General features: G+C 44.0%; 20 protein-coding genes and 3 pseudogenes. 18 read left to right on the top strand and 5 right to left on the bottom strand.

Annotated features, from left to right (window positions below):
- The 7 genes and pseudogenes from O9334_RS02065 to O9334_RS02035 all read left to right on the top strand — a co-directional run.
- Nucleotides 1-140 (top strand): annotated as a pseudogene (locus tag O9334_RS02065) (IS4 family transposase); the annotation flags it as partial.
- Nucleotides 141-219: 79 nt separating this feature from the next.
- Nucleotides 220-480, top strand: coding sequence for a glutaredoxin 3 (grxC, locus tag O9334_RS02060; RefSeq protein ID WP_002734665.1), 261 nt, complete (start codon nucleotides 220-222; stop codon nucleotides 478-480).
- A 15-nt stretch (nucleotides 481-495) separates the two neighbouring features.
- Nucleotides 496-1,467, top strand: coding sequence for a glutathione synthase (gene gshB / locus O9334_RS02055; protein WP_287998961.1), 972 nt, complete (start codon nucleotides 496-498; stop codon nucleotides 1,465-1,467).
- 157 nt (nucleotides 1,468-1,624) lie between these two features.
- Nucleotides 1,625-1,936, top strand: a complete 312-nt coding sequence (locus O9334_RS02050) for a DUF2499 domain-containing protein (protein WP_002741768.1) — start codon at nucleotides 1,625-1,627, stop codon at nucleotides 1,934-1,936.
- Entirely contained in the window at nucleotides 1,929-2,252 is a 324-nt protein-coding gene (locus O9334_RS02045; RefSeq protein ID WP_045356246.1) for a DUF3593 domain-containing protein, read from the top strand. The genes O9334_RS02050 and O9334_RS02045 overlap by 8 nt, the downstream gene beginning before the upstream one ends.
- 97 nt (nucleotides 2,253-2,349) lie before the next feature.
- On the top strand, nucleotides 2,350-3,369 hold the full coding sequence (locus O9334_RS02040; RefSeq protein ID WP_045356245.1) for a glycosyltransferase: 1,020 nt from the start codon (nucleotides 2,350-2,352) through the stop codon (nucleotides 3,367-3,369).
- Nucleotides 3,370-3,589: 220 nt separating this feature from the next.
- Entirely contained in the window at nucleotides 3,590-4,456 is an 867-nt protein-coding gene (locus tag O9334_RS02035; protein ID WP_287998958.1) for a Tab2/Atab2 family RNA-binding protein, read from the top strand.
- Nucleotides 4,457-4,667: 211 nt separating this feature from the next.
- Here the strand turns inward: O9334_RS02035 and O9334_RS02030 are convergent, their stop codons facing one another.
- A complete protein-coding gene (locus tag O9334_RS02030; RefSeq protein WP_287998956.1) occupies nucleotides 4,668-6,161 on the bottom strand; it encodes a carotenoid oxygenase family protein in 1,494 nt (497 codons plus the stop codon).
- 405 nt (nucleotides 6,162-6,566) lie between these two features.
- A complete protein-coding gene (locus O9334_RS02025) occupies nucleotides 6,567-8,738 on the bottom strand; it encodes a glutamine synthetase III family protein (RefSeq protein ID WP_045356240.1) in 2,172 nt (723 codons plus the stop codon).
- A 389-nt stretch (nucleotides 8,739-9,127) separates the two neighbouring features.
- Between O9334_RS02025 and O9334_RS02020 the strand changes: the two genes are divergently transcribed.
- Entirely contained in the window at nucleotides 9,128-9,841 is a 714-nt protein-coding gene (locus O9334_RS02020) for a PEP-CTERM sorting domain-containing protein (protein WP_287998953.1), read from the top strand.
- A gap of 145 nt (nucleotides 9,842-9,986) precedes the next feature.
- Complete coding sequence (locus O9334_RS02015) at nucleotides 9,987-10,325, top strand: hypothetical protein (protein ID WP_045356237.1); 339 nt, start codon at nucleotides 9,987-9,989, stop codon at nucleotides 10,323-10,325.
- A gap of 144 nt (nucleotides 10,326-10,469) precedes the next feature.
- Here O9334_RS02015 and O9334_RS02010 read toward each other — a convergent pair whose 3' ends face one another.
- Nucleotides 10,470-11,906, bottom strand: coding sequence for a folate/biopterin family MFS transporter (locus tag O9334_RS02010; protein WP_045356232.1), 1,437 nt, complete (start codon nucleotides 11,904-11,906; stop codon nucleotides 10,470-10,472).
- A gap of 345 nt (nucleotides 11,907-12,251) precedes the next feature.
- On the opposite strand from O9334_RS02010, the gene O9334_RS02005 reads away from it, so the two are divergent.
- Together O9334_RS02005 and O9334_RS02000 are read left to right on the top strand one after the other, a co-directional pair.
- A complete protein-coding gene (locus tag O9334_RS02005) occupies nucleotides 12,252-12,725 on the top strand; it encodes a hypothetical protein (protein WP_190381175.1) in 474 nt (157 codons plus the stop codon).
- Between the two features lie 790 nt (nucleotides 12,726-13,515).
- Nucleotides 13,516-14,484, top strand: coding sequence for an endonuclease/exonuclease/phosphatase family protein (locus tag O9334_RS02000; protein ID WP_238567719.1), 969 nt, complete (start codon nucleotides 13,516-13,518; stop codon nucleotides 14,482-14,484).
- A gap of 316 nt (nucleotides 14,485-14,800) precedes the next feature.
- On the opposite strand, the gene O9334_RS01995 is transcribed toward O9334_RS02000, so the two are convergent.
- Together O9334_RS01995 and O9334_RS01990 are read right to left on the bottom strand one after the other, a co-directional pair.
- On the bottom strand, nucleotides 14,801-15,121 hold the full coding sequence (locus O9334_RS01995) for a DUF5615 family PIN-like protein (protein ID WP_045356227.1): 321 nt from the start codon (nucleotides 15,119-15,121) through the stop codon (nucleotides 14,801-14,803).
- 1 nt (nucleotide 15,122) lies between these two features.
- Nucleotides 15,123-15,341: a DUF433 domain-containing protein gene (locus O9334_RS01990; protein ID WP_190381170.1), complete on the bottom strand. Its 219-nt coding sequence runs from the start codon at nucleotides 15,339-15,341 to the stop codon at nucleotides 15,123-15,125.
- Nucleotides 15,342-15,723: 382 nt separating this feature from the next.
- Between O9334_RS01990 and O9334_RS01985 the strand changes: the two are divergent.
- From O9334_RS01985 to O9334_RS01955, 7 genes and pseudogenes are all read left to right on the top strand, one after another.
- Nucleotides 15,724-16,392: pseudogene (locus O9334_RS01985) on the top strand (RNA-guided endonuclease InsQ/TnpB family protein); the annotation flags it as partial.
- Between the two features lie 219 nt (nucleotides 16,393-16,611).
- On the top strand, nucleotides 16,612-17,313 hold the full coding sequence (locus tag O9334_RS01980; protein WP_080754213.1) for an NnrU family protein: 702 nt from the start codon (nucleotides 16,612-16,614) through the stop codon (nucleotides 17,311-17,313).
- A gap of 88 nt (nucleotides 17,314-17,401) precedes the next feature.
- Nucleotides 17,402-17,728: pseudogene (locus O9334_RS01975) on the top strand (thioredoxin family protein); the annotation flags it as partial.
- A gap of 278 nt (nucleotides 17,729-18,006) precedes the next feature.
- A complete protein-coding gene (locus O9334_RS01970; protein WP_045356221.1) occupies nucleotides 18,007-18,663 on the top strand; it encodes a vWA domain-containing protein in 657 nt (218 codons plus the stop codon).
- A 13-nt stretch (nucleotides 18,664-18,676) separates the two neighbouring features.
- On the top strand, nucleotides 18,677-19,435 hold the full coding sequence (locus O9334_RS01965) for a PP2C family serine/threonine-protein phosphatase (RefSeq protein WP_045356219.1): 759 nt from the start codon (nucleotides 18,677-18,679) through the stop codon (nucleotides 19,433-19,435).
- Nucleotides 19,436-19,550: 115 nt separating this feature from the next.
- Nucleotides 19,551-19,760, top strand: coding sequence for a BrnA antitoxin family protein (locus O9334_RS01960; RefSeq protein WP_190722787.1), 210 nt, complete (start codon nucleotides 19,551-19,553; stop codon nucleotides 19,758-19,760).
- A 113-nt stretch (nucleotides 19,761-19,873) separates the two neighbouring features.
- Nucleotides 19,874-20,107, top strand: coding sequence for a FitA-like ribbon-helix-helix domain-containing protein (locus O9334_RS01955; protein WP_287998940.1), 234 nt, complete (start codon nucleotides 19,874-19,876; stop codon nucleotides 20,105-20,107).
- Nucleotides 20,108-20,251 lie beyond the last annotated feature (144 nt).

Here is a 20,251-nt window from a genome sequence, read left to right as displayed (position 1 = left end):
TTCCCCTCAAGAAACACGGTCGTCGTGCTAAGAGTCTTTTTCGCTTAGGTTTTGACCATCTTCGTCATCTGATTCTTAACCCTTCTTTGCCTAATCATCGGGATTTTCTTCATTCCCTACAATTTTTGTCCTGTACTTAGGGTTAGATATGTGTAATTAATTTTGCTTAGGTACTTATCGGCTAAAATTTAAGATATGTAAAGAAGGAAGATAAATTTTATGGCCGCTAATGTTGAGATCTATACTTGGAGTTCCTGTCCTTTCTGTATCCGCGCTAAAGCATTACTCAAGAAAAAAGGAGTGGAGTTTACCGAATATTGTATCGATGGTGATGAACAAGCGCGAGCCAAAATGTCCGATCGAGCCAATGGTCGTACAAGTGTACCACAAATTTTTATAAACGATCAACACATCGGGGGCTGCGATGACATCTATGCTTTAGATAGAAGTGGTGGTTTAGCTCCCCTGTTGCAGAATTAAGGATAAAAACTATTAATGAAACTAGCCTTTATTATCGATCCGATCGAGTATCTAGATCCGGGCCATGATACCAGTGTAGCTATCATGGAAGCGTCCCAATTATTAGGCCATGAAGTCTGGATGACTTCCATCACGGATCTCAGTGCGATTGCGGGAAAAGCTTGGGCAAAACTAACTAAAATTGAACTGGTTCCCGTGGAGTTAAAAGATAATCATTGGGTGGCTGTATCTCAATGGTATCAAAGACAAGAGACAGTTTTTACCTGCTTAGAAAACTTCGATTTTGTCTGGATGCGAAAAGACCCACCCGTGACAATTGCCTATCTTTATGCCACCTATTTATTAGACCTGATCGACCCCCAAAAAACCCAAGTAATTAACTCAACTAGGGGTTTACGCCATGCCAATGAAAAGTTATATACTATTCACTTTGCTCAGGTAATGCCCGCTACAATTGTTTCCCAAGATAAAGCAACGATTAGGGAATTTGTCAACCAAAAAGGGGCGGCAGTTATGAAACCTTTAGGGGGTAAAGCAGGGGAGGGAATTTTATTTCTTAGTCCCGAAGATCGCAATCTCAATTCAATGATTGAAATTAGCACAAAATGGGGACAAGAACCGGTAATGATTCAAGATTATTTACCAGCTGCCCAAGAAGGAGATAAACGCATTATTGTCCTCAATGGTGAACCCATCGGGGCAGTTAATCGCATTCCCACCGGTTCGGAATTTCGCGGTAATATGGCGGTGGGTGGACGGGTGGCAAAAACAGAAATCACAGATCGAGAATTAGAAATCTGTGCCACTTTAGCCCCAAAATTACGAGAAGATGGCCTATATTTTGTCGGATTAGATGTGATTGGTGGCTACCTCACCGAAGTTAATGTCACCAGTCCCACTGGCATTCGCGAGATCGATCGATTAAACAATGTTAGTTTAGGTCAACAGGTAATTCAATGGCTAGAAAATTTTTCGGGAAATGGGTAGTATTTTTAGTGATCAGTGATCAGTAAACAGTAATCAGTGAAAAGACAGTAGGAAACTTCTATTTAATACTGCTCACTTAAAACTCAAATCTGATAACTGATAACTTACCCACTGATAACTGATAACTGATAACTGATAACTGTCTCCTGTAAAAAAAATGAATGCTTTATCAATACCGACGTGGATAGTTCATGTATCGAGTGTCGTAGAATGGATAGCGGCGATCTGGTTAGTCTGGACCTATAGCGACATCAGTAGCGATCGATCGTGGCGAATGTTATCTTGGGGAATGTTACCCGCTTTAATTGGGGCAATGTGTGCCTGTACATGGCATTTTTTTGATAATATCAGTGCCTTATCCTGGTTAGTCACCCTACAGGCAGCCATGACTGTCTTAGGAAATTTTACCCTCTGTGCTGCCGGTTGGTGGCTGTGGCGTTCCAGTAAAATCAGCGTTAACAATGAATAAAGAGAGTTTATTTGCCATTTCCCTGTTTCCCTATCTGGGGTTTCTCTGGTTGATCACTCGTTCGGGAAAAATGCCCCTTTTAGCCCTAATTGGCTTTTATGTGCTGTTAATCTTCGTTTTTATCACCATTCCTGCCGGTATCTACGCCAAAATCCACTATGGTCAAGAATTAGCTAACGTCGATTGGTTACACGGCAGCGCCGAACTTTTCCTCACCCTCTCCAATATTCTCGTCGTCCTAGGTTTTCGTCAGGCAATTTTAGCCAAAAAGCAAGCAGAGAAAGGGGAACAGGGAGCAGGGAGCAGTGAACAGTAATCAGTGAACTGACAACTCACATCTGATAACTGATAACTGATAACTGATCACTGAATTGTGATACAATCGCCCCAAAACGTCCCCGCGTCAGTCAACTATGTCCCCGATTACACCGTCCATCAGTGTCAATGAACCAAACCCGCAGGCTGCTATCCAGACTTTATCGGTAGTGGTTCCCATTTATAACGAAGTGGACAGTATCCCCCATCTCGTGGAGAGTATCGCCACGATTTTGCGTTCTTATCAAATTAACTACGAGATTATCTGTGTTGACGACGGTTCTAAGGACGGTTCCACCGAGGTTTTAACTAATTTAGCCAAAAATCGCGATGATCTCAAGGCGGTAATATTGCGACGCAACTACGGACAAACCCCCGCCATGGCTGCCGGATTTAATTATGCCGCGGGACAGGTCATCGTTACCCTTGACGGCGATTTGCAGAACGATCCCAATGATATACCCCTATTATTGGCCAAATTAGAGGAAGGTTATGACCTCGTGAGTGGCTGGCGCAAAAATCGCCAAGATGACCGGGTAAAACGGCTTTTACCCTCAAAAATAGCTAATTGGCTAATAGCAAAGGTAACAGGGGTCAAATTACACGACTACGGTTGTTCTTTGAAAGCCTATCGAGCCGAATTAGTGGCCGATATGAATCTTTACGGGGAATTACATCGCTTTTTACCCGCATTGGCTTTTATTGAAGGGGCAAAAATAACCGAAATTCCCGTTAATCACCACGCTAGACGGTTCGGACAGAGTAAATATGGTTTAGGTCGCACAATTCGCGTGATTATGGACTTATTTACTGTCTTTTTTATGAAAAAGTTCCTCACCCGTCCGATGCACATTTTTGGACTCTACGGACTGTTATCCATGGTAGTGGGGATTATTTTAGGCACTTATCTGACTATTCTCAAACTCGGTTTCGGACAAGACATCGGCGATCGACCTTTGTTAATCCTGGCCGTGTTATTCTTTTTAACCGGGGTACAATTACTCTGTTTTGGTCTTTTGGCAGAAATTTTGATGCGGACTTACCATGAATCCCAAAAACGTCCTATCTACCGCGTTCGTACTGTTGTCGGGAATAGGGGATTTTTCAGTGAGCAGTAAACAGTAAACAGTAATCAGTGAAAAGAAATCTCGGAACTTGCCACTTAATAAGTAGTCGTGCAAAATAAATTTCCTAGTGAAGAAAGGCAAAAGGCAAAAGGCAAGAGGCAAGGGGGGGTTAGATATGTGTAATTAATTTTGCTTAGGTACTTATTGTTCACTGAAAACTCAAATCTGATAACTGATAACTGATAACTGATAACTGATAACTGAAAAAAATATGACTATTTGGGAACTTGATTTTTATTCGCGGCCGGTGGTGGATGAAAATAATAAAAAAAGATGGGAATTATTAATCTGTGAAACTCCGGCAACAATCGATCGCTCCTCCGATACACTATTTAAATATGCCAGTTATTGTCCTAATACGATGGTTAATTCCCAATGGTTAGGGGAAGCAATTACTGCAGCTATCAAGGCAGCGGGGGTAACTCCCAAAAAAATTCGCTTTTTCCGTCGTCAGATGAATAACATGATTAGCAAAGCTTGCGAGGATATCGGTATTCCCGCTTCCCCTAGTCGTCGCACTCATGCTCTCACTAGATGGATAGAAGAAAGAATGGTTAATTTCTACCCTCAAGAAGTTGGTTATGATCAAAATTTAACTAAAACCGCTTCCGTGAATTATCCTCCTTTAAATGCTGTTCCCCTTCCCGATGCTGTCCGGGGAGATAAGGCAGATAAATGGGCTTTTGTTACGCTAGAATTGTCTTCTTTTAATGATTTAAAAGATTGGGATATTAGCTTCGGAGAAAATTTGCCTATACTAGGGATGAGATTAGATGAGAATCTAAAAATCCCCGGTTTAGTTATTTTTTCTCCCCGCGCTTTACCATTAGCTGGTTGGATGTCAGGGTTAGAAATGGCCTATTTAAAGTTAGAAACTGGTTCTCGTCCTCTGCTACGTTTAGAAACGGGTGCTAGTGATAGCTGGATTCTCGTCAACGTCACTAATGCCGAGACTTTAAACGAAGCTAAAAACTTTGAAGAAGCTAAACAAAAAGCCAATAATCTGCATTTTTTAGCCATTCAATCTAACCCTGAATCGGAATCCTTCGCTGGTTTTTGGCTACTACAAGAAGAATAAGCTGTTAAGCATTAAATTACTTGTTGAGATGAGGCAAGAGGCAATAGGCAATAGGCAACACCCCCCCCTTGCCCCCCCAACCCCCCCGATGTCGGGGGGGCAAGGGGGGGAGATTCAGCTAATTTAAGGATAGGCGCTTAAAATGCGTCGAAGGCTCTCAAGAGTAAAGTTTAGTCAGGGTGGATTGAAAACCCACCCCTAGGGAATTAACTTAAAAACATTGTCTGGTCCAACTACCGTGTAACCCGTAGGGAATATGATGTTTAAGATGGATAACCCCTAGGGAATTAGTGATATCTTTAGCATCTAAGATTACCCCATTCGATCGATGACTAGCCGCATCGTAAGTGACAACCAATAACCAACCATCATCTTCAGCGATTCCATCGGGTTTAGGCACAAAAACTGGCTCACCCGCAAATCCCCGGGGAGCAAAAGAATGTAATTGTTTTTCTCCCGTTAATAGGTCCAGTTTTAAGATTGCTTGCAAAGGAGCATTACCGGTGGCATGATGAGCGGCAGCGATGTATAAATAACGGTAATCTCGACCAACTTTTGCCGGATTGATGCTGGGAAATTCACAACAATGCTCTAGAATACATTCTCTTGTAACGGTATTTTCTGATAAATTTAGTGTAAATCGCCACAGATGTCCGGGAGCTAAACTATCAAAATCTACCGCTTGAAAACTGCTATTTGAATCCAGTTGTGGTAAGGATTGATAACAAATAGAATCAATATAAATTTTCTCCCCCCCTTCGACGTAGCTCGGGGCAAGTTGTTCAAAAGCATTGCTATGATGGAAGACAAAACCTGATGGAGTTTCTAAAACTTTCACTTCTCTTTTGTTAGGATCCCGGGAGATAATAATAATCTTAGTTAACTTGTCCGGTTGATTGATGACGCATTCTCCCGCACCTTTTAACCCAAAAAGAAAGGGAAAAGGATTATAACCAACCGGGTTTTGGAAAAAGATAGCGTAGTGGGGAGTAATAACAAAATCGTGGATAAAACAGAAGCCCGGTATACTGTGGGTATGACGACGTAATAACTTACCCGTGGGACTAATTTCGTAGAGAGTAATTGAACTAGACAAACCCGTTTTAATGGCAAAATTTACCAGACAAGGTTGATGATTATCGAAAATACAAGCGGGATCGATGCGAGGATGAGCGGCAAAAGAATCGCCTTTTTCTAAGATACCATCGAGATAGTCTAAACCAATAGTATCAAGGGTTTTAGCATCGAGGCGATGGGGTTCGGCCGCTTCCCAAAGTGCCAGTAATTTATCACCCCAGTAGATAACATTAGTATTAGCAATATTTTTCAGACGCAAATCAAAAGCATTGCCGAAAATTCCCCCCGGTTTTTTCGTGCCGAAAACACCGCGATAAAGGGGTTTTCCCGCTTTCTGTTCCTGGAGATAACCCTCAGTTTTAACAAAACGATTACGATAATGTACGCGCCCATGGTTGAAGCTAATCGCGCTGATCATACCATCCCCATCGAAGGGATGAGCGATCGCAGTGCCAGCGATATCGAGTAAACCGGGGCCGTTTTTAAAGACTGTACCCTGTAAATCGGGGGGAATTTGCCCCTCGATGTCTTCTACCTCGTAATCATACTCGTTAGGTTGGGATTGATAGCCTTTTTGCCAATCCTGACGATTATAGGATTTTTCGCCAATTGTCGGAGTTAGTACCATAGTAGTTTTAGATTTATATTTACTTTTCTTAACATAACTTAAAACTACCAGAGCTAACGAAGGCAGGAGGCAGGAGGGAAGAATCTGACTAGAAGGCGAGGTTTTAGACAAGGGTTGTTGGGTGCATCTCACATTTGCAGAAATACCGACAATCAGCAATTATCAGTGACCCTTAAATTATTACAGATATATCAGCAGCTGCCTGTAAGCATCCCACCGAAAAACTAATGCGCTCTAGGGTTTGGGTAGGGTTGATTCATGAATCAACCCTACTATAGAGTTCTTGCATAATTAATTTTTGAGAGGGCAAAAATGAGATGCACCCAGGGTTGTTTCGATAACAGCTAAAAAGAAGGGGGTGACTAATCATTTTTTCAGCTTATTCACCCCCTCCTTGTCGTCATGTTATTTAACAAACAACATTTCTTGATAGGTAGGCAGCGGCCAGAAATTGTCGGCCACTTCCCCTTCCAGTGTGTCGGCATATTCGCGCACCTTATCCATCAAGGGACGGATTGTTTGAGCAGAATACTGCATATGTTCCTCGATCGAGTCAAAATCGTCTTTAGCCATGGCCTCACTCAGTTTGCCAACGCTATCCATCATTAACTTAATCAGATTCGAGAGGGTTTGGGCGTTTTCCTTATTGATCTCGATGCCGATCGCCGCCGCATTAGAGATCGCCAAAGACAATTCCGACAAGTAGCGAACAGCAGCGGGATAAATAATCGTTTTAGCCATACTTACCACCAGTTCCGCCTCCACTTCGATGGCCAGCAAATACTGTTCCGCATAGACATCAAAACGACTTTCCAGTTCAACGGGGGTAAACACACCCATGCGGGTAAACAGTTCTTCAATATAATCGGCTTTCAGCACGGGTAAAGCATCGGCAGTGGTGCGGAGATTCGCTAAACCGCGCTCTTCTACCGCCATTTTGTGCCATTCCGGGGAATATCCGTTACCTCCGAAGATCACATTTCTGTGTTTGTCCATGATCTCCTTGAGAACACCCTGGGCGGCAGTATTGAGGTCTTCCCCGGCTTTCATCCGGCTTTCTAAGTTATCCGCCACCCAAGTCAGGGAATCCGCTAGAATCGTGTTCATCGCCACCAGCGGCCCAGAAACTGACTGATTAGAACCCACGGCGCGGAATTCAAAGCGATTGCCCGTAAAAGCAAAAGGAGAGGTACGATTGCGATCGCCAGGATCCTTGGGGAATACCGGCAGGGTATCGACACCGAGATCCATCAACCCCGGAGCATCAGAACCCTCAATTCGGCCTTGGCTAATTTGGTCGAATACCTTTTCTAACTGGCTGCCCAAATATACCGAAATAATGGCGGGAGGAGCTTCATTTGCCCCCAAACGGTGATCATTGCTGGCGGTAGCCACCACTGCGCGTAAAAGCGGCCCGTACTTGTGAACGCCACGAATCACCGCCCCACAGAATAACAAAAACTGCATATTAGCGTGGGGAGTATCGCCCGGATCCAACAGATTACCCTGGGTAGCGTTGCCGACGGACCAGTTAACGTGTTTTCCCGAACCATTAATTCCCGCAAAGGGTTTTTCATGCAGTAGGCAAACAAAACCGTGTTTTTTAGCCGTACTTTTCAGCAAAGTCATAATTAACTGCTGATGGTCACTGGCCACGTTAGCAGCCTCGAAAAAGGGCGCAATCTCGAACTGTCCGGGGGCGACTTCGTTATGGCGGGTTTTGGCCGGAATGCCGAGGCGATACATTCTTTCCTCCACTTCCTGCATAAACACCTGAACCCGTTCGGGAATCGCGCCAAAATAATGATCGTCGAACTGTTGACCCTTAGCGGCGGGTTTACCAAATAGGGTGCGACCGGTGAGCAGTAAATCGGGGCGACTATGGGCAAAATGAGCATCGACTAGGAAATATTCCTGTTCAGCACCGCAGCTGGAGTTAACGGGGGCGACCTCCGTATGTCCTAAGAGCTTAAGCACCCTGGTGGCGGCTTTACTCATCGATGAAATCGAACGTAAAAGCGGCGTTTTTTTGTCGAGGGCTTCTCCTGTCCAAGAGATGAAAACCGTGGGAATACACAGGGTTACACCATTATCCGTCTCCATGACGTAGGCGGGACTGGTGACATCCCAAGCGGTGTAACCCCGCGCTTCAAAGGTGGAGCGAAGGCCGCCGTTAGGAAAGGAAGACCCGTCCGGTTCTCCCTGTACTAAGACTTTGCCCGTAAATTCCGTGATCACCGAACCGTCGCTCTGCACGGAGATAAAACCATCGTGTTTTTCGGCGGTGGCGTTGGTCATCGGATAGAAGACGTGGGCATAGTACAGCGCCCCTTTGGACGTGGCCCAATCCTTCATCGCTGCCGCTACCGTACTGGCGATGGAAACGTCTAATTTTCCCCCGGTTAAAATCGTGTTTTTGACCGATTTGAATACGTCTTTCGGAAGACTGGCCTGCATTTTGCTCAGGGTAAAGACATCGGTTGCCCACAGAGCCTCTAAACGTTGAGGAATTTTGCTCGGTAGGGGTTTACGGTCTGTGACTTGAGAGATAGCTTGAACACGGGTTCCATAACTCATAAGTATTTTTCCTATTGTGTTGTGTCGTGGATAAAGGGTTACTTTACTTAGGCGATGACAAGTTTCCTACTAACTTTGATGTTGAATTCCGGTCAGAGGCTATTCTCCGCTTAATAATTTTGATCCCACGGCACAAGCTTCTCTGCGGTTTTTATCTGCTTGCGCCGGCCTCTTTTCCGATCAATTAGCAACACCAGCCTTAATCTTAAGAACAGATGATCGAGAGATTTGTATCAAACATTACAAATATCCTAAACCCGATCTTCCCCAAGCGATCGCACTGAGAAAACGGGTTTCTTTGAGAAACCCGTTTTCTGGACTTAAAAAAGCGATATTTGACAAAATCGGGGGGGGGGTAAAATGCTGGTGGAATTTACCCAAAATTGCCCATGAATTTTACAACTAACTTCAAATCTCTCTCTCTGGCTGGTGTTGTCTTCGCTGGCACAGTTAGCGCGATCGCTGGACTGACTGTCCTCCCCGTCCAAGCGCTGCCGATCATCTACAATCCCACTCCAACCTTAACGCTTAATGCAGGCACTGCTACTCCCACGATTGGAGCCTTAGTCAACACTGCCAACGGCAATGGGTTGACTGGACCTGGAAACGCTTTGCAGCAACAGCACGTCGCAGGTAGCGATTTGTCTAATTTCTGGGGAGTACGTTTAGAAATCGGGACGACTCCTGCTGATGTCAATCTTGATTTTGATTTTGGCAGTTCTGTGTTCTTAGATACCTTGGCTTTGTGGAATTACAACGCTTTTAATACCACAGCTACTGATCGCGGAATCAAGGATTTCACACTAATTCTCTCCAATAACTCCGACTTTAGCAGTCCAGTTTATGTATCAGGAACCCTAACACTACCTGAAGGTACGGCAACTAACATACCAGCGACAATCTTTTCCTTTCCTTTAATTCAAGCCCAATATGCTAGAATTGATGTAGCAAACAATTGGTTCGTTGGTTGGACAGCACCAGGGCCTATTGGTCTCTCTGAAGTCCGGTTTGCCCAGACTGTTCCTGTTCCTGAATCAAGTTCTGGCTTAGGTTTGCTGGCCCTAGGCTTACTGGGAACGGCAGCGGCATTTAGGCGCCATTAGGGCAGCCATAGAAAACGGGTTTCTTTGAGAAGAAAACGGGTTTCTTTGAGAAACCCGTTTTCTGGAATAAGAGGCGATCGCTAGGGATTGCTAACTCGCGCTAGACTGGAATCAGTAGATTGGCCAGTATGGTAAGCTGAGAAAAATGGCAAAATTATCGCCAGAGTCAAAACAACTGATCATCAATCTGAAAAATAGGCTATTAGACATTGTTGACGAATCTAAAGCTGTAGAATTTGCCATCTTAAACCGTTGTGGTGAAACAGCAGAAACCCTAGACAGTTTAGAGCAACCCACAGAAATTGCCCTCCAAGCAGAATCTCGGTTTTCTCAGCTATCAAACTTAGAAATTCGTGCCGCTCAATCTCAACCGATGATTTCTCCTGACTTGCTAAGATTTATAGAAGAAGTCATTAAGACAACCCAAGTGCGGATTCCTGCCTTGATGCGTAGTGTCGAAGAAATTAAACTTGAATGGAGTTAAATATGGATTTTGTAGTCGCGCAGCTAGAAAACGGGTTTCTCAAAGAAACCCGTTTTCTCTCAAAGAAACCCCTTTTCTCTCAAAGAAACCCGTTTTCTCTCAAAGAAACCCGTTTTCTCTCAAAGAAACCCGTTTTCTGGACTGTCAATCTCTTGTGTCGATTAATTCGGGGACAAGTTCAGGAATAAAACCTGGTTCAGCTAAAGAACCGGTAACATGATGTTCAAAGACTTCTGCGGGGGGAAAAGTTTTCTTGACTTCCTGAGATTGCGGATCCGTAGAAGGTAGCCATTTAATTAGGGGTAAAGGTAGGAGAGTAGAGAGATTAGTAATCACTACCAATAACCAAAGGTTATCAAAATTGGTTTCGGTGACTCCCAACCAATGGGTTAATAAAGCGCCGATTTCTTGGGAAACTAATCCTGACATATTCCAGATAGACATTAATAAAGCGAATAGAGATGCTTCAATGCCCACGGGACAAAGACGGGCCGATAAAATTAAGACGGGTAAAAAGGCAATTTGTCCCATGACGGTGAGGATGAGACTATCCCCCAAACTAAACCAATGATCGTCAATACCGAGCGCTCGATTAGTATGGGTAACTAAGAGTAGGGTAGTCATCCCTAAAAGCGCAGAAATCACCGTACTCCAACCCAAAATTAAACGAAAGGAAATCGCTTTTAAAAACCTTTGATATACCCAGATGCCCAGGATCGAGGCTAAACTGGTGACTAAGCGCACTCGTCCTAAAAATTCCGGTTCAAATCCTAACTCGTTGGTGGTGAAGTAAAAAAAGGCAGAATCGGCGCTAGGGGTAGCCTGCCAGAGAAAAATAAAGGCAGTGGGTAATAAAATTGATTTTTGTCTAATTGCTGACCATAATTGCCCGATTTGCTCCTTGACTTTGGGCGTGGATTGTGTATCATCATTATTCTTGACTTTTTCCTCTGTGATTAAAAACGCCATGGCTGAGGCAATCAGGGGAAAAATAGCCGTGAGAGCGAAGACAGGACGAGTACCGAGGTGTGCCAGTAACCAACCACCGAGATAAGCCGTAATTAAGCCGCCTAGGGCCGATATTCCCCAAGTTAAGGACTGTAGAGAACCGGATTGAGTGAAGGACTCTTTGCGCGCTCTTTCTACTACCAAAGAATCGACGATGACATCACTAATGGTGACAGAAAGGGAACCAAGCAGGATCGCAGCCGTAGCTTGCCAAGCATTCTCCACCACAGTGGCTAGGGCCAACCAAGCTAAAACCCCGAGAATTCCCGATAAAATTAGGTAGGGCCGACGACGATAGCCGAAAATAGGCAAACCATCCGAAAGAAAGCCAAAAGCTGGTTTAATCACCCAAGGAATCGCCGCCACTCCGATTAATGCCCCCATCTGGGAGGGACTTAAGGCCAAATCGTCCTTTAAAAAGAAGCTAACCGCTAATCGGGAGAGTCCGAGAATGCCCTGCACAAAATAAACCCCTAAAATGCCAATTAATTCGGGATTAGGGTCATTTCCGAACAAGATACTCTCTTTAAGGAATTTTTTCCCGCGATCGATGCCAAGGCGATTAATAAGCATGAAGTTTCATAAATATTTGTTACTGTCTCTATGATAATTGATCGCTCGATCGGTGCGTTAGCTGTTAGGGTTTAACTGTTGAGCTTTAGGTTTTGGCGGTTGGCTATTGGGTTTTAGGGTTTTAGTTGAATTTCCCCATGTCCCCATTCCCCCACTTCCCTATTCCCCTATTTCCCCATTCCCCCATTCCCCCACTTCCCTGTTACCTCAAAGTGATAACTTCTGTCCCTCACGAGTATGATTATTGCTATAGTGATATCATTTTGCAAAAGTGTTAGGTTTGGATCAGCAACAAACATTGAAAACTAACACATCCAATTGACAAGTTCCATTTCCCTTTTATCTATGCCGTTATCTCGGAACCAGATTGAGAAGACAATAGAAGAAATCGATTACCTAGCTAATCCCTCAAGTGAGCGATATGGGCGATTACTCAACTGGCAAAATCCATTCGATCCGTTTTGGCATTATGGGATCGGTTTGTCAGATCTGCACATCTTCGATACAGGTCGTGGATTATGTCCATTTGAAAAGAGAGAAGCAAAGCTTGTAATTGACATTGACCACATCGCTTTTAAGCCGGCTCAAACAGTTAAGCGACTCAAACACGCTTTCCATGTTTTTGCAGACTGGGAGTACACTTTGACTGGCTGGAATTGCGAACACCTTGGTCGATTAATTGCAACAGATCAACCGAGATGTTATCAAAGTAGTCCCATCTGGTGGTTATGCGACATGACTCCAGAAGGTGATCATAAGGTCGCGCGCCAAATTTTTCAGGATTACTTGAAGGCGGTTGAGCCTAGTCTTTCCAGGTGAGCCTCGTAGGTTGGGTTGAGCGCAACAATACTGGGTCGAAAATAGCTCAAGTCGCTTGTTTAAGCGAAACCCAACCACCCCAAAGGTTACTCTTGGTTGGGTTTCCTAGCGTCAACCCAACCTACAATAGTTGCTGCTCTCGTAGTGGATTGTTTCAGTGCGCTCGCCATGGCCCTAGGGTGCGTTCCCTAAGGTCAGTCCTACTACTGCACCGATAGATTGTTGGGAACGCACCTTGCTCATTCATTGAGGGTGTAAGTCCAGATAATCTAATATCCTCTGTCAGATTAGCAGCTAATTGGGGATAGATCATCTACTTGTTGCATTAATGCGATGCCGAAGGCACGGCGTAGCAGTACGCTGCTCTGGTAGTGGTGGAGGGTTCATAAAAGAATGCCCCAATCGGCATAACAGACTTAACGCGATCTGCAACTAAAAACGACAGAATCAGGGTTCCAGAGGATACTTTATCTCTGCTAATACCATTTTTCTTTATTCTTGGCAGGTATCTTACCCCCCCTTGCCCCCACGAAAAACTTTTTGCCGCAAACCCTACTGATGAAAAATGGTATAATTTCTGAAAGCCTTGTAAATCAAGACTAAAAATATAGTTGCACAAGGGGTGACTTATTGTCGTGTTATTGGGAAAGTTTCTTGCGATCGCTCTATTTGAGAGTAATATACAGAAAGATTTTTTTTTAAATGTGTATTGGGGGTGATGTGTGGAAAGTTGACCTATAATATCTAGTTAGTCCCCAGTGACAAAGCCATTGGATTTTCAATAGATGTTATGCTGACCAGTATTTTGCTGTGGTTGATCGCACTTACCCTGTTGCTAATCAGCTTCACCCCTGGAGTATGGTACAAGCTGTGGTTTTTTGAGATTTTGGGGACAGGCTATCTTTGGTTTGCGGGCTTGACTTTGATCTTGCTGTTGGCTCTGTTTTTACCCAGGTTCCGCCCTTCGCGCCGGAAATTGATGATCACGTTAGCTGTCGGACTGGGGTTTTATGCCAGCACAATTGGTACCTGGTATGTTCCGAGGTTGTCAGATGCTAGAACTGGTGGTATCCCCTTAACTGTAATGACCTATAACGTCAACTACCAACTCTGGGAGACCAGTGCCGTGACTGACCTGGTTCGGGCAAATCCCGTAGATGTATTCGGGTTAGTTGAACCGTTCAAGGAGCAGGCAGCAGAGCTACTAGACAATGTGCAGGATCTTTATCCTTACTATTACCGCGCAACGGGAGGCGGACTGAGTTTATTTAGCCGCTATCCTATTACAGAAGCAACGACTGATAACTTGGGAACCCGCCACCATAGCCTATTCGCCAGCGTTAATGTCAAAGGACATCCGATTCGGGTCGTTGTCGCCCATCCCCCTGTCCCTATATTCATACCTAACTTTATCAATCGTAACCAGGCGATGGTAGCCCTGGCAGACTATGCAGCACAGCAGTCAATCACGACCGTAATAATGGGTGACTTTAACCTCACCTCCTGGTCGATTTATTTTCGCAAATTTATCATTAACTCAGGATTACGCAGTGTCAATCTAGGGCATGGACTAAATCCAACCTGGTTTTATACTGACGAAGCGCGATCACTATCCCATCTCGATCATTGGAAACAAGCTCTAAAAATTCCCATTGACCACATTTTCGTCAGCCAAAATGTCAGGGTTGATCAGGTCATCACACTGCCTTTGGGTGTATCTGATCATCGTCCAGTGATGGCAAAACTACGCGTGATGTAGCTTGTTTTAGCTCCGGTTCATAGCGATCGCATTGCCTCCTATTGTGATCGCCCTAGGGTGCGTTCCCTAATGCAAGTACTACTACTGCACCGATCGATTTTGGGGAACGCACCTTGCTCATATCATTTTTCTTTATTCTTGGCAGGTATCTTACCCCCCTTGCCCCCCCGATGTCGGGGGGGCAAGGGGGGTTAGGGGTGAGGGCAATTAACCATCTCTGCCATTACTTGTGACAAATGGTATCATGTATTCCCGCCAGTAAACAGAGCCTGGTTTAACAATTTCTGGCACAAGAATAGATTGCTCACCTACACTTTCAGGCACTGACCACTGTAGCTTGTCCTTTAGCCACGGTAGCTAAAATAGCTAAAACTTGAGGTGCTAGAGGTTTGAGATCAGCTAAACGATTGGAGGGTGCTTGTAAAACAATTACCGCAATATCAAACTGTGGCAGATTCTGTTGAAATGAGAGATTCCGATCAACGGTAAGGAAAATATCAAACTCTGCCTCTGCAAGGGCAAGAAGTTGTCCGTTCTTGACTCCTGCCCATCCCATTTGCGGAACTGTTTTTACTTCGTAGCCAGGAAATTCTCTTGAAAGCTTGCGATCAATACACTCATCCAACAGGAGCTTCATGCTATACCGTCATACCAATAACCCGTTGCCCGGCCTCTTCCAGTAAGGCGATGACCTGCTCTCTGGTGACAGTTGGAAATCCATCTAAGAAATCGTCTATGGATTCTCCTGCCTTAAGATAGTCCAGTAGCGTTTGAGCAGGAACCCTAGTACCGGTAAACACTGGAGTGCCGCCCATAATCTCAGGGGATGCGCTAATGATTGGGGAGTTCTTAAGCATAGATCTCTGACCTCTGGGTTCTATATTGATATTTTATCTCAAATGTCGGGGTGAAGACCCTCGATTTTAGCGACGGGATGAAACCCCGACCAATATAACACAGCACTTCGACACATTTCGACACGCTCAATGTAAAAGCTCAGTGTCCACATTTCGACACATTTCGACACATTTCAACACATTTCGACACATTTCGACACATTTCGACACATTTCGACAGGCTCAATGTCAAGGCTCAATGTCAAGGCTCAATGTCAAGGCTCAATGTAAAAGCTCAGTGACACGAAGCACGACACTTCGACAAGGCTCAGTGTCAACTAAAATCTTGACAATCTGTGCTGTATAGTTTAATACAAAATAAATTGTTTGAGGTCGATAAACAATGATTGTCTTAGAAATGAAAGCCGTGCTTAAGCCTAGTCAGTGTTCTGCCATTGATGAAGCTATTCGTACAGTACAATTCATCCGTAATAAGGCTTTAAGGCTTTGGATGGATGCCAAGAGAGAAGACAAAATTGATAAATATTCTCTCAATAAATATTGTGCAGTTCTCGCCAAACAGTTCAAGTTTGTCGATACTCTAAATTCTACGGCTAGACAAGCATCGGCCGAACGGGCCTGGTCAGCTATTGCCCGTTTCTATGACAATTGCAAGAAAAAGGTTAAAGGTAAAAAAGGTTATCCCAAGTTTCAGAAAAATAATCGTTCTGTGGAATCTAAAAACTCTGGATGGAAATTATCAGAGGAGAGAAAGAAAATAACTTTCACGGATAAGAAAAATATTGGGACGGTTAAACTGAAAGGAACTAGAGACCTGAACTTTTACCCTATAGACCAAATTAAACGAGTTAGGATTGTTAAACGAGCGGATGGTTACTATGTCCAATTCTGTCTAAGTGTTGATATTCGGGAATACGCAAAACCTCTAGAACCAACAAAGAAATGTGTGGGATTGGATGTAGGTTTAAAAGTTTTCTACGCTAACAGTGATGGGGAAACAGTAGAGATACCGCAATACTATCGCAAGGCGGAAAAAAGATTAAGCCGTTTGACGCCCGGGGGGGAGATTCCCTCTGACGAATGCTGGATACGTCCTGCCAGATTAAGGAAACTCAGCGGAACCAAGAATCCCTCGCATGAGTGCGACGGGAGTGTCAATGATGAAGCAGGCAGAGTTGGGGGTAATATGATAGATGGGTTGGGTTGAGGCAGAAAACCCAACCCCCCCAACGGTTACTATGAAAGGTTTTAGTCAATCAAGAGGGTAAAAGTGGCATTTGCTAGTCATTGGATCATGTTAGGTTTATTACTGGGTTTTGCTGTCGCCCATAGCGGATTAGCCAGTTTACGAATGGGGGGAGAAGCTATCATCGGTGCGCGACTGTATCGGGTATTATTTGCCCTTGTTAGTATCCCTCTAGCGGTAATTTTAGTAGTTTATTTCTTCAATCATCGTTATGATGGTTTGCTTCTCTGGCAAGTGCAGGGAGTAACCGGAGTTAAAACCCTAGTTTGGATACTTTCGGCCATTTCTTTTTTCTTTCTCTATCCTGCCACCTTTAACCTGCTGGAGATCGCCGCTATCCAAAAACCCCAGGTTCATCTCTACGAAACCGGCATCCTGCGCGTTACCCGTCATCCCCAGATGGTAGGACAGGTGATCTGGTGTATTGCCCATACCCTCTGGTTAGGGACAAGCTTTACCCTATTAACTTCCCTCGGTTTAATTGCCCATCATCTTTTTGCTGTCTGGCATGGCGATCGCCGGTTAGAGAACCGTTACGGAGAGGCATTTTTAAAGGTCAAAGAACGCACCTCAGTGGTTCCCTTTTTAGCGATTATCGATGGTCGGCAAAGCCTAAAATGGCAAGAATTCCTTCGTCCTGCCTATCTAGGGGTAACAGGGTTTATTTTACTCCTCTGGTGGGCGCATCCTTGGCTAATGCAAGCAACAAGTAAAATTTATTGGTGATTTGGCTCCCAACCCCTTTCCTGTTGATCCCGATTGGTGTAAGATGGTTTCTATATCAAAATTAAGTTTTCATAAAATCGGTTTAGACATGATGCTATCTGTCAACGAAGAGAGCTTCCCCAAGCTAGTTTTAGAGTCTTCTCGTCCCGTCCTCGTGTATTTTTGGGCTCCCTGGTGTGGTTTATGTCGTTTAATCCAACCCACCCTCTTGTCTTGGCAAAATGACTGTCAAGGTGCGATTCAATTAGTCGGTGTCAATGCCGATAATAATTTTAAATTAGCTAATAGTTTTCGTCTGCGTAGTCTGCCTACTTTAATTCTCTTCGATCAAGGTGTTCCCGTTCACCGTCTGGAGGAAATTCACAGTCGCGAGGAATTGCAACAAACCCTGCGACTAATAGTCAAAAATCAAATCCGGTTCTTCTCGTTTCCGTGTGGGAACGAGGTCTATACTGAGAGTTTCTTCTGCAAAATAGTCCTAGAAGTCTTGCTCAATAAGCATTTCACTATTCTATAAGCGCAAATTATCACACAAAGTCGAGAAGAGCCTCAAATCCTGCGTTCAGCTTAAGGGAAAGATGTCTTTTCTGATGGGACTGGCAGAGATAATATAATAGGACAAAAAGTAGATAATCCCAATTCCTAAGATACCCATAGTTCCCCCAGTTCAAAAAATTAGGAGGCTTGCAAAAAATGCCGATTGGTGTGGCTGAATTTGTCGAAAATCAGGAAAATCGCTGTCCTGTGGTATTACTACTAGATACCTCTGGTTCAATGTCAGGGGAACCGATTAAGGCTCTCAATGATGGTATCAAAACCTTTCAGCAGGATGTGATGCGGGATACCCAAGCGACGTTGAGTGTAGAAACCGCCATTGTTACCTTTGGTAATGGAGGGGTTAAAACCGTGCAAGATTTTGTCGGGATTGACCAATTTACGCCACCGACTTTAACCGCAGGAGACTTAACCCCCATGGGAGAAGCGATTGAATTGGCTTTAGATTTAATCGAAGATCGTAAGGCGATTTATAAAAGTTATGGTATCCAATATTATCGTCCCTGGATATTTTTAATTACTGATGGTGCGCCTACGGATCAATGGAATCTGGCGGCGCAACGGGTAAAACAAGGAGAAGCAGAAAATCGGGTTTTATTTTTTTCTGTAGGTGTTCAGGGTGCTGATATGGAGAAGCTCAAACAGATTTCTAATAATCCCCCCGTGTTACTCAATGGGTTAGATTTTCGGGATTTATTTCAGTGGTTAAGTAACTCAATGAAACGAGTTTCTGGTGGTAAAATTGGAGAGGCGATCGATTTACCACCAGTGAATTGGGGACAAATTACCACCTAGAGGACAGTTAATTATGTGGAGAACGTTGTGTCAATCGGTAATCGGTAGTTTTCATGTGCAAGGGGGATTACCCTGTCAAGATTATGGTGCTTATAAATTATTGGGTCAGGATGTTTTGATTGGAGCCGTGGCCGATGGGGCCGGTAGTGCCAAACGTTCGGATTTGGGGGCGAAAATAACAGTTAAAGCAGCGCTGCAATTTTTAGAGGAAAATCTCAAAAAAACAGCATTTGCGGCAACTGAAACTGAAGCAGAATTAGAGGAAATATTCCGGCGACTGTTGGCTTATGTTCAGCAAATTCTCCAAGAAGAAACCGAAAAAGAACAGTTAGACATTAATGATCTAGCGACAACTTTACTGGTTGTTTTGGTTACTTCAAAACGGTTAGCGGCGATGCAGATAGGAGATGGTTTTATTGTCTTCAAACCTCTGGGTGGAAATTATCAGTTATTGTTGCAGCCTGACAAGGGGGAATACATCAATGAAACCACTTTTGTTATTTCTAGTAATGCTTTGGAGGATATGCAAATAAAAGTTTTAACCGAGCCAGTTGCCTTTATTTGTGTGGCGACAGATGGAGTGGAAAAGGTATCGATCGATTATAAAAATTGGCAGCCTTTTCCGCCTTTTTTTCAGCCATTAGAGGAATATTTACAACAGACAGAAACGCCATTGCAGGAAGATCTCAAAGAATTTTTAGAGCGGGAGGATTTAAATAAGTTAACAACCGATGATAAAACCTTACTCCTAGCTTTTTGTTTAAGAAACTGAGGGGTTTAAGAAACCGGGTTTGTTTGACAAACCCAGTTTCTGGATCATAGCGTTCCCAGGTAAAACAATCGTGAGCAAAAAATCTATCAAAAGCGACTTGAAGAGAATTGATGCGATGACGGATGAGAATATCGATTATTCTGATATTCCGCCGTTAGGTGATGAATTCTTTACCCAAGAAACAGTATCTTTTTCGCCATCAAAGCAGCAATTAACCATCCAACTAGATCAAGATATCTTAGAATGGTTAAAAGCCCAAGGAAAAGGATATGAGACACAAATTAACTACATCTTGCGGGAAGTGATGGAACAGCAGCGGCAGTAAAAAACAACGAACCTGATTTGATTACAAGGTTTGTTGTTGCGCTTCAGCGCTCAACTCTGGCGAAAATTGGGCTAAAGTGAATTCGAGTAATCTGTATAAAACGGAGGTCGTCTATGGCAGATTTAATCGTCCGCAATATCGATGAAGCCATCGTCAAAGCTCTCAAAAAGCGAGCCTGCCAACACGGGATCAGTGCCGAAGCCGAACACCGCCAAATCTTAGAAAAAGCCTTGCTGCAACCGCAACGAAAATCCCTAGCAGAGGTGCTATGCCAGATTCCCAACGTTGGCAACGATTCAGACTTCGATCGCGTTCAAGATGACACAGCCAAACCAGTATTTGATTGATACTAAGTAGGTAGGCGTTAAAAATTATCAGACACCCCCGTTATCAAGGGTAGGGTTGATTCATGAATCAACCCTACCTTATCAAGGGGGGATCAAGGGGGGATTAAAGGCAAAATCCATTTTTAATTTAATTATAACCAGCTA

This window comes from Microcystis sp. LE19-8.1F (assembly GCF_027531715.1).
GTDB classification, from domain to species: domain Bacteria; phylum Cyanobacteriota; class Cyanobacteriia; order Cyanobacteriales; family Microcystaceae; genus Microcystis; species Microcystis wesenbergii_A.
This window is presented reverse-complemented; position numbering and strand designations above follow the sequence as displayed.